Below are 8,885 nucleotides of genomic sequence, written 5' to 3' on the forward strand. Positions count from 1 at the left end.
TAACAGAAAGAGCCGGGGGAGGCCACCGTCTCGCGGGGCAGGGGCAGGGCGCGACGCGGGGCCGGGCAGGGCGCGACGCGGGCGCTTCTTTCTTCCCTCTCCCCTTGTGGGAGAGGGTGGCAGCCGAAGGCTGCCGGGTGAGGGGCTGTCTCGTTCCGTTTCGACCCTTCATCCGGCACGGACTGCGTCCGTGCCATCGTCTCCCACAACGGGAGAAGGAAGCCCGGGCGGCACGCCTACCTCCTGATTAATTTCCTAACATCCCTTGACGTCGCATCTACAACGGATTAAATTCCCATGCATCCCGCCCCGACAGCGAGGGGCGTTCGCGATCGTCACGACCGCGGGGCGGGGTGCGGTGGACGGGAGCGGCGTTCTGGCCCTCGATCGCGCCACGGGTAACCGTGGCGGGTGAGCAGGGGTCGACGACCCGCGTCGCGCCCGGACGGCCGAAGTCGCGATATCCCAGCGCATCGCCTTGCGCGGGAGCAGCGCCAAGCCTGCCGGCCCACGGGCGGCGGCGACCGGCCCGAAAGGCGGTTGCGGCTTCCCCACCGCCAGCGGGACGGTGCGTCAGCCTCCCGTAATGGTGGATTACCCAGGTTCGCCCACCAGGGGTCTTCGCGAAATAAGCCGTTAACACCATCGCGTGCGGAACGCCGGGCGTTTTCCGGTGGAGCCGTGGTGGACTTACTCGTGTGCTTGTTTTCATCGCACACGGGGCCGCGGGTGCATCGGGCACCCGGCGTTCCGCGCGCCCTCGTTCAGGAGGGCAGGGACGTAGTTAGGCAAAACTCGGGCTCGACGAGCCGCGAGAACGGGATCGTGTGGCTGTTTGACATGGTGGTGGGTGATGGGGCGGCGCGCGGTCAGCGGTGGCGCTTAGCCCGGATGAGCGCAGCTGTTTTCGTTGGAGATCGACGCGGCTATGCAACCAGGGCGTCGAAATCTTCATCAAAACCCTCGCGCTCTATGCGTTTGTGATTGGTTAGCATGGTGCGAATGGTCAGCGGCGAAACCTCAAAATGTTCAGCTACCTCTTGTTGGCTTTCCGTTGAATAATCGCCCTTCAACATGTCCTCAACAACATCGAACGGGCTTAAGAACTCCGCCGCAAAAGAGCGCTGCATTTTCTGCCGATATGTGGAGGATTGCGTAGCAGGAAAAAGCCTACTGGCATTTACTTTGACGATGCGGTCTCCAATAAGACGGGCGAGCTCAAAACGGCGACCGGTAGTCCATTTGGACCGCAAGACGACTCTGCTGTGCGTAGGACTGTCATCCAGGGCAAAGGAGAAGCCTTTCCCGCCCCTTTTGTCGTCGAGAACGGCAGATTGAGCGCCTGCCAATTCTGTCAATTGCCTATTTGGAATTCGCGTCCCATCAAGGCTCTCTTGCTCTCGAAGCAACTTGGCTGCGATTGCCCCATACCGCCAAGCTGGAAGCCCACCTGGACGCGGCAAGTCAGATCTTGAAGACAGGCCGACAGCGTTGCGAGGGGAGGCATCGTATCCTTTGGCTTCTGCAATCTCACGCAGCTCCGTCGCTGTGACTACAGCTCCGTCGGATCCGTGATCGGCCGCAATCTCATCAATCGCTCCGTTACTAAGTTCTTTGGAGTCGGCAATGAGCTGTTCCAACACTTGGGGATTAGACTCGTCCGGCTCCTGACCTAACAGCGCTTCAAGTTTACGGATTCGCGCCAACTCGGGTGATCGGCGTTCGTCTGTCACCCCGTTCCATACCGTTTCGAGATTTGTGCCCCTGACTCTCTCTGAATCGAGCCGCTGCAGGACTTGCTCAATGAATGCTGTTGTGATGTTTTCGAATTCATGGCCCTGAATAACAGCTGCAAAGTTTGCAATATAACGGAAAGGGGTCTGCGGGCGTTCTTCCGTGGGCTTTGCGATGAGAGCAATGCGTTCACCATCGGAGAAGATGGTAATGTTTGGCCAAATATAACCTCCGCCGATGGTAGCGAGGCGATGGGACGAAGACCAATTATTCGCGCTTGTTGATCGAGGTTCCCAACGAAGGCGCCACCAATTCCAGGCAAGCCATTCCGCGAGGCTGTAGGCAGATAGCCGTGGGGCCTTCCGCAGGCTATTGGACAGAGCGTCAAGCCCTTCTGTCAGCCAAATACCGCGCGCCTGTATCGCGATTGAGGCAAAACCTGCCCGCTCCTCCGGAGAGCCTGCATCAAGTGGTTCCCACTCCGCATTTATGGTCCAGGCGTCGGACATCGGCTCTTCCAGTTTTGCTTGATGTATTCTCGCAGGTTGTCTTCTTCTTCCAGACGATAGCCATGATAGACGCCCGGCGTCGTCAAATCTGTTTTGGCTTCATAGACTTCTCCGTCCTCTGCAACATACCAGATGTATTTCGGATGCTCATTGAGAAAATGGTCGCTAAACATGCCTCGAAGAATACCTTTCTGAATCATGGTCCTAGCTTCTTCGAGGGGGATGATTCGGAGCATGTCGCAGAGCGACTTGGTCGGCCGCGGATTCACGCGGTCTAACCCGTAATCAGCCGGAAAGCGCTTGTGATGCCCGCTAGGTGCATATGTCACCTGCTTGGCCAAGTCCGCTCGTTCGTCTTCGGAAAGGCGCCCTTCTGATGCGAGCCGTCGCTTCGGATTGTTTCCTGGTCGTTTCACGTGCCTCGGCCCGCAACTGCGAATACGCGCTATTTCGTATGTTCTCTATCACACTCGCATTCGAGCAATATTCAGCTTTGGCCATGCCTGCAACGCAGGCAAACATGTTGTCGATATTTCCCCTACACCGCTTCCCCCCTTGCCAACGCCGCGGCATTGCGGATCCCCTCGATATTCGCCTTGTAGCTCTCCAGCGTGCCGCCCTTGAACACTGCGGAGCCGGCGACGAAGGCGTTGGCGCCGGCGGCGGCGAGTTCGCCGGACACCGCCGAGGTGACGCCGCCGTCGACCTCGATGTCGATGTCCCGGCCCGCGGTCATCGCCCGCAGGTCGCGGATCTTGTTGAGCGCCGAGGGGATGAAGGCCTGGCCGCCGAAGCCGGGATTGACCGACATCACCAGCACCAGGTCGACCAGGTCGAGCACGTATTCGATGGCGCCGAGCGAGGTGCCGGGATTGATCGAGACGCCGGCCTTCTTGCCGAGCGCGCGGATCGCCTGCAGCGAGCGATGCAGATGCGGGCCGGCCTCGGCGTGCACGGTGATGTGGTCGCAGCCGGCTTTCGCGAAGGCTTCGAGATACGGATCGCACGGCGCGATCATCAGATGGGCGTCGAAGATCTTCTTGGTGTGCGGCCGCATCGCCTTGATGACGTCCGGGCCGTAGGAAATGTTCGGCACGAAATGGCCGTCCATCACGTCGAGATGAATCCAGTCGCAGCCGGCCTGGTCGACCGCGCGGACCTCTTCGCCGAGCTTGGAGAAATCCGACGCCAGGATCGAGGGCGCGATGACCAGAGGACGAGGCGTGAAAGACATGGGCGCTCCCTGCACGAGACGGCTGAGTGATGGTTCCGGGTAACATGCTGATAGCGCCGGAGCAATCTGGCGCCGCCCTCGCGTTGCGGCGCAACCGGATCGGCAAGTTCTGCCGAAGCCGGCAGCTTCTGCCCGCTGGCGCCGCCGCCGCGGCGCAATAGCGCGTTGTTTTAACGACGTTTTTGGCTGGCACGCGGATTGCTAATCAGATCGCAGGGAATCGGACGCCGCGCTGCGGCCAATCCAGGAGTTTGTCATGTTGCCAGCCCTTACCGCCGCGTCCTCCGCGATCGATCTTTTGAAATCGCTGAGCTCGTCGAAGACCTCGTCGAGCTCGTCGAGTTCGTCGAGCAAGAGCGCGGCGACCAGCCTGTTCGACGTCGACAGCGACAGCGACAAGAGTTCGTCGACATCGAGCGCCAGCGCCTCGACGCAAAGCGGCTCACTGTCCTCCAGCCTGCTCAGCGCGCTGCTCGCGGCGCAGAGCCAGAGCACGGCCAACAGCAGCTCGACGGCCACCACCTCCTCGACCGATGCCACCGCGTCGGACAGCCGCGCCAGCGCGCTGAAGGATCTGTTCGCCAAGCTCGACAGCGACGGCGACGGCAAGATCACCAAGGCGGAATTCGAAGACAAGCTCGGCGCCGGCGGCACCAACACCGCCAATGCGGATTCGGTGTTTGCCAAGCTCGACAAGGACGGCGACGGCTCGGTCAGCATCGATGAGCTGGGCAAGGCGCTGAAGGGCTCCGGCCATGGCCATCATGCCGCGGGCGGCGCCGGCGGATCGGGCGGCGCCGGCGGCGGCGGCTCCGGTGGCGGCTCCAGCGATTCCTCCGGCACCACGACCACCACGACGACCAATGCCGACGGCTCGATCACCACCTCGCTGACCTATGCCGACGGCTCCAAGGTGACGATGACCTCGGCCGCAAGCTCCACCTCGTCGGCGAGCGCCAGTTCGTCGTATAATTTCATCGAGCAGATGATCCAGCGCCAGGCCCAGGCGGCCTCGACCTCGACCGCCTCCACGGTGTCGGTCAGCGCCTGAGCGGTCTTGGATGAGTGCGGTGTCACGGCGCGGGGAGATTCCGAAACATCCTCCGCGCTGTCATTCCGGGGCGCTAGCCGCCCTTGCGGCGAGCGAACCCGGAATCTTGCTGCGTGTTAAGACGCCGATCCCGTGCAGCGAGATGCCGGGTTCGCTCGAGCTAAATGCTCTCGCGCCCCGGAATGACGCGCTATTTCTGAGGCACCGGCAATCACAAGCAGCTCAGCGCCCGAACCGCTCTTTCCACGCCGGCAGCGCGGCGGGCAACGGCAGCGCCGCCGCCTCATAGACGCCGCGGGCGATCGCCCGCGCCACCGTGTTGGCGGCGAGCATGCCGAGTTCGGTCAGGCCGGCCAAAGGATCGATCGGCTTCTTCCCGGTTGCCGCGGCAAACACCAGATCGCCGTCGAGCGGCGCGTGCACCGGATAGATCGCCCGCGCCATCCCGGTCTGCGCCATCATCGCCAGCCGCTTGGCCTGCGGCTTGTTGAGGATCGCGTCGGTGACCACCACCACCAGCGTGGTGTTCTCGACCGCACTGGCGCCGGCGGCGCGCTTCAGCCGCATCGCCAGCATCTCCGGCGTGAACGCGGCGGGAAGGCCGCGGCCGCCGAATTCGTCGCCTCGTTCGAACGGCGCGGCCCAGAACCACGGCCCGTCGCCGACCGTGACGCTGCCCGCGGCATTGACCACCGCCAGCGCGCCGACTGTGATGCCGCCCGGGGTGGTCGCCGAAGCCGAGCCGAGGCCGCCCTTGAAATTCGCCGTGGTGGCGCCGAGGCCGGCGCCGACGCTGCCCAGCGCGAAGCTCGCGCCGGCCGCTTCTGCGGCGGCATAGCCGAGATCGCGATACGGCGGGAACCGGCCCCATTCTTTGTCGCCGCCATTGATCAGGTCGAACACGATGGCGCCGGGCACGATCGGGATCAGCGCGCCGCCGACCCTTAAGCCGCGGCCCTGTTCGGCGAGCCAGGCCTGGATCCCGGCGCCGGCGTCGAGTCCGTAGGCCGAGCCGCCGGCGAGCGCGAAGCCGTCGATCGCCTCCACCGTTGAGGCAAGGTCCAGCAAAGCGTCCTCGCGGGTGCCGGGGCCGCCGCCGCGCACGTCCAATGCGGCGACCACCGGGCTGTCGAACACGACCGCGGTGACCCCGGAGGCAAGGCGAGCGTCGTCGGCATGGCCGACCCGGACGCCGTCGACATCGGTGAGCAGGTTTTGCATGCGTGAGGCCCCGGCGATGAAAGGCGTGGTTACCGCTTTCGCCCTGCGATCACAACGCCGGGAACGGGCGCTGGAGCCTTGCGTCCGCCCCCGGCGGCGGTGCATCTAGCGGCATGATTCACGATGTCTCGATCCCGGCCGCGCTGATCGCCGGCCTCGTCAGCTTCCTGTCGCCCTGCGTGCTGCCGCTGGTGCCGCCATACCTGATCTATCTGACCGGCGCGACCATCGAACACGTCGCCACCGGCGAGCGCGACGCCGCCTCCAAGCGCGCGGTGATGATCTCGGCCCTGATGTTCGTGCTCGGCTTTTCCACGGTGTTCGTGGCGCTCGGCGCCAGCGCCAGCCTGGTCGGCAGCCTGATCCGGGCCTGGTCGGCGCAGCTGTCGATCGTCGCCGGCATCATCATCATCCTGATGGGGCTGCACTTCTTGGGGCTCACCCGGATCGGGCTGTTGATGCGCGAGGGCCGGTTGCCGATTCCAAAACCCGTGGGCCTCTGGGGCGCCTATGTGATGGGGTTGGCGTTCGCGTTCGGCTGGACGCCGTGCATCGGGCCGATCCTGGCGGCGATCCTCTCGGTCGCCGCCGCCGAGGCCACGGTGGCCAAGGGCGCCGGCCTGTTGGCGGTGTATTCCGCCGGCCTCGGGATTCCGTTTCTGCTAGCGGCGCTGATGGTCGAGCAGTTCTCCGCGATGTTCGCGCGGATGAAACGCCACCTCGCCAATGTCGAGCGCGCGATGGGCGTGCTGATGGTGTTGACCGGGATCGGCTTTCTCACCGGCGCGGTGAGCAACGCCTCGATCTGGCTGATGGAGACGTTTCCCGGGCTGGCGAATTTCGGGTAGGCGGCGGCCGCGCGTTCACCGCCGTCATCCTGAGGCGCTCGCGCATTTGCGCGAGCCTCGAAGGATGCGGACGCAAGTGTGCGGGGCGCATCCTTCGAGACGCCCGGCTTCGCTCTGCGAGCTACGCCGGGCTCCTCAAGATGACGTGGGCGGTGAAAACAAAACGCCCCGGCGGACCGGGGCGTTTGAATGCTGCCAGCGGCGAAGTGATTTTCTCACATCGCCTTCATGTCGCGTCGAGCGATTACTTCTCGGCCGGGATCTCGGCGTAGTTGCCCTTGTCGTCCCACTTGTACACTACGTAGTCGATCAGCTTGATGTCGCCCTTGGCGTCGAACGACAGCTTGCCGAGCACGGTGTCCCACTCGCCGGCCTTGATGGTGTCCGCCACCTTCTTCGGGTCGGTGGTGCCGGCCTTCTTGGCGGCTTCCGACCAGATCTGGAACGCGGCGTAGGTGTACAGCGTGTAGCCTTCCGGATCGATGTTCTTGGCCTTGAAGGTTTCCACGATCGCCTTGGCGGTCGGCTTGTTGCGCGGATCGGGGCCGAAGGTGAACAGCGTGCCTTCGGCGAGCGGCCCGGTGATCGAGGCGAATTCGCGGTCGTTCATCGCGTCGCCGGCCATCAGTACGGTCTTCAGGCCCTGGTCGCGCATCTGCCGCAGGATCAGCCCGGCTTCCTGGTGATAGCCGCCGACGAACACCAGGTCGATGTTCTCGCGCTTCAGCCGCGACACGATCGAGTTGAAGTCCTTGTCGCCCTTGTTATAGGACTCGAACATTGCCTCGGTGAAACCGGCCTTGTTCAGCGCCTTCTTGGTCTCGTCGGCAAGGCCCTTGCCGTAGGTGGTCTTGTCGTTGAGGATGGCGACGTTCTTGCCCTTGTAGTGCTTGGCGATGTAGTCGGCGGCGACTAGGCCCTGCTGATCGTCGCGGCCGCAGACCCGCAGCACGTTCCACAGCTTGCGTTCGGTGAACAACGGGTTGGTCGAACCCGGAGTGATCTGCAGCACGTTGCCTTCGGCATAGGCTTCCGAGGCCGGGATCGACGACGACGAGCAGAAATGCCCGGCGACGAACGGGATCTTGCTGCCGGCGATCTTTTCCGCCACCGAGCGCGCCTGCTTCGGATCGCAGCCGTCGTCGCCGACCTGCAGCGCCAATTTCTTGCCGAGCACGCCGCCGGCAGCGTTGAGGTCGACCACCGCCTGCTCGGCGCCATTCTGCAATTGCCGGCCGAACGCGGATTCCGAGCCGGTCATCGGGCCCGCCACCGCCACCGTGATGTCCTGGGCCAGCGCCGTCGTCGACAGCGCCAAGGAGGCGCCGAATGCCAGACCGATGAGTTTGAGTGGTTTCATAAAATGATCCTTGCGGTAATCTTTGCGGGATTGTCGGAACCGCGCGCCGGCGCGCGCCGGGCGCAGTTCATCACCATTGTCCGCTGAAATTCATGCCAAGTCATCGGCATTTTTCAGGCAGTTTGTCATCTGAATGATGCATCTTGCCGCAGACTACGCGCCGCGGCCGCCTTCGAGATAGGCGGCGCGGACTTCAGGGCGCTGCAGCAATTCGGCGCCGCTGCCCGACAGCGTGATCAGGCCGTTGACCATGACGTAGCCGCGATGCGCCAGCCGCAGCGCGTGGTTGGCGTTCTGCTCGACGATCAGTACGGTCAGGCCGTCCTGCCTGTTGAGGGTGCGGATCGCCTCGAAAATCTGCCGCGCGATCAACGGCGCGAGGCCGAGCGACGGCTCGTCCAGCAGCAACAGCCGCGGCCGGCTCATCAGCGCGCGGCCGATCGCCAGCATCTGCTGCTCGCCGCCGGAGAGCGTGCCGCCGCGCTGGGTCAGCCGTTCCTTCAGCCGCGGAAACAGCGCCAGCACGCGCTCGAGGCCAGAGGCGCGGTCGGCCTCGCTGGTCTCGGTGGCGTCGGCGCCCATCTGCAGATTCTCCGCCACGCTCATCCGCGGGAAGATGCGGCGGCCTTCCGGCGATTGCGCGATCCGCAGCCGTGCGATCTGGTGGGTCGGCACCCCCGTGATGTCGTGGCCGTCGAAACTGATGCGGCCGGCGCGGGCGCGCGGCTTGCCCATCAGTGCGCGTCCGATCGCGAGCATCTGCTGCTCGCCGCCGGAGAGCGTGCCGCCGATCTGGCGGTAGCGCTCCTTGAGCCGGGGGAAGAGCTCGAGAACGCGGTCGAGGTCAGCCTGGTCGACCCGCTTGAACCGAAACGCGCCCATGTCGAGGTTCTCGGCCACGGTCATCCGCGGGAACACGTGCCGGCCC

Annotated in this window: 8 protein-coding genes; 2 read left to right on the plus strand and 6 right to left on the minus strand. The window is 64.3% G+C overall.

Annotated features, from left to right (window positions below):
• Positions 1-926: 926 nt before the first annotated feature.
• The 3 genes from VGC77_RS15315 to rpe all read right to left on the minus strand — a co-directional run bounded on the left by VGC77_RS15315 (position 927) and on the right by rpe (position 3,477).
• Entirely contained in the window at positions 927-2,243 is a 1,317-nt protein-coding gene (locus tag VGC77_RS15315) for a hypothetical protein (RefSeq protein ID WP_331172418.1), read from the minus strand.
• Positions 2,222-2,584 (minus strand): hypothetical protein, encoded by a 363-nt coding sequence (locus VGC77_RS15320; RefSeq protein ID WP_331172419.1) that lies wholly within the window; start codon positions 2,582-2,584, stop codon positions 2,222-2,224. The genes VGC77_RS15315 and VGC77_RS15320 overlap by 22 nt, the downstream gene beginning before the upstream one ends.
• Before the next feature lie 197 nt (positions 2,585-2,781).
• The gene (gene rpe / locus VGC77_RS15325) at positions 2,782-3,477 is read right to left on the minus strand and encodes a ribulose-phosphate 3-epimerase (protein ID WP_331172420.1); all 696 of its coding nucleotides are present in this window, start codon (positions 3,475-3,477) and stop codon (positions 2,782-2,784) included.
• A 256-nt stretch (positions 3,478-3,733) separates the two neighbouring features.
• Here rpe and VGC77_RS15330 point away from each other — a divergent pair, with 256 nt between their 5' ends.
• Positions 3,734-4,528 (plus strand): EF-hand domain-containing protein, encoded by a 795-nt coding sequence (locus VGC77_RS15330; protein WP_331172421.1) that lies wholly within the window; start codon positions 3,734-3,736, stop codon positions 4,526-4,528.
• A gap of 222 nt (positions 4,529-4,750) precedes the next feature.
• Here the strand turns inward: VGC77_RS15330 and VGC77_RS15335 are convergent, their stop codons facing one another.
• Positions 4,751-5,749, minus strand: a complete 999-nt coding sequence (locus VGC77_RS15335; RefSeq protein WP_331172422.1) for a P1 family peptidase — start codon at positions 5,747-5,749, stop codon at positions 4,751-4,753.
• 113 nt (positions 5,750-5,862) lie between these two features.
• On the opposite strand from VGC77_RS15335, the gene VGC77_RS15340 reads away from it, so the two are divergent.
• Positions 5,863-6,597 carry a cytochrome c biogenesis CcdA family protein gene (locus tag VGC77_RS15340; RefSeq protein WP_331172423.1) on the plus strand — a complete coding sequence of 245 codons (735 nt, stop codon included), beginning with the start codon at positions 5,863-5,865 and terminating at the stop codon, positions 6,595-6,597.
• A gap of 244 nt (positions 6,598-6,841) precedes the next feature.
• Here the strand turns inward: VGC77_RS15340 and VGC77_RS15345 are convergent, their stop codons facing one another.
• Together VGC77_RS15345 and VGC77_RS15350 are read right to left on the minus strand one after the other, a co-directional pair.
• Complete coding sequence (locus VGC77_RS15345; RefSeq protein WP_331172424.1) at positions 6,842-7,957, minus strand: branched-chain amino acid ABC transporter substrate-binding protein; 1,116 nt, start codon at positions 7,955-7,957, stop codon at positions 6,842-6,844.
• Positions 7,958-8,110: 153 nt separating this feature from the next.
• A complete protein-coding gene (locus VGC77_RS15350; protein WP_331172429.1) occupies positions 8,111-8,863 on the minus strand; it encodes an ATP-binding cassette domain-containing protein in 753 nt (250 codons plus the stop codon).
• Positions 8,864-8,885 lie beyond the last annotated feature (22 nt).

The organism is Rhodopseudomonas sp., from assembly GCF_036404135.1.
In the GTDB taxonomy this organism is placed as follows: domain Bacteria; phylum Pseudomonadota; class Alphaproteobacteria; order Rhizobiales; family Xanthobacteraceae; genus Rhodopseudomonas_A.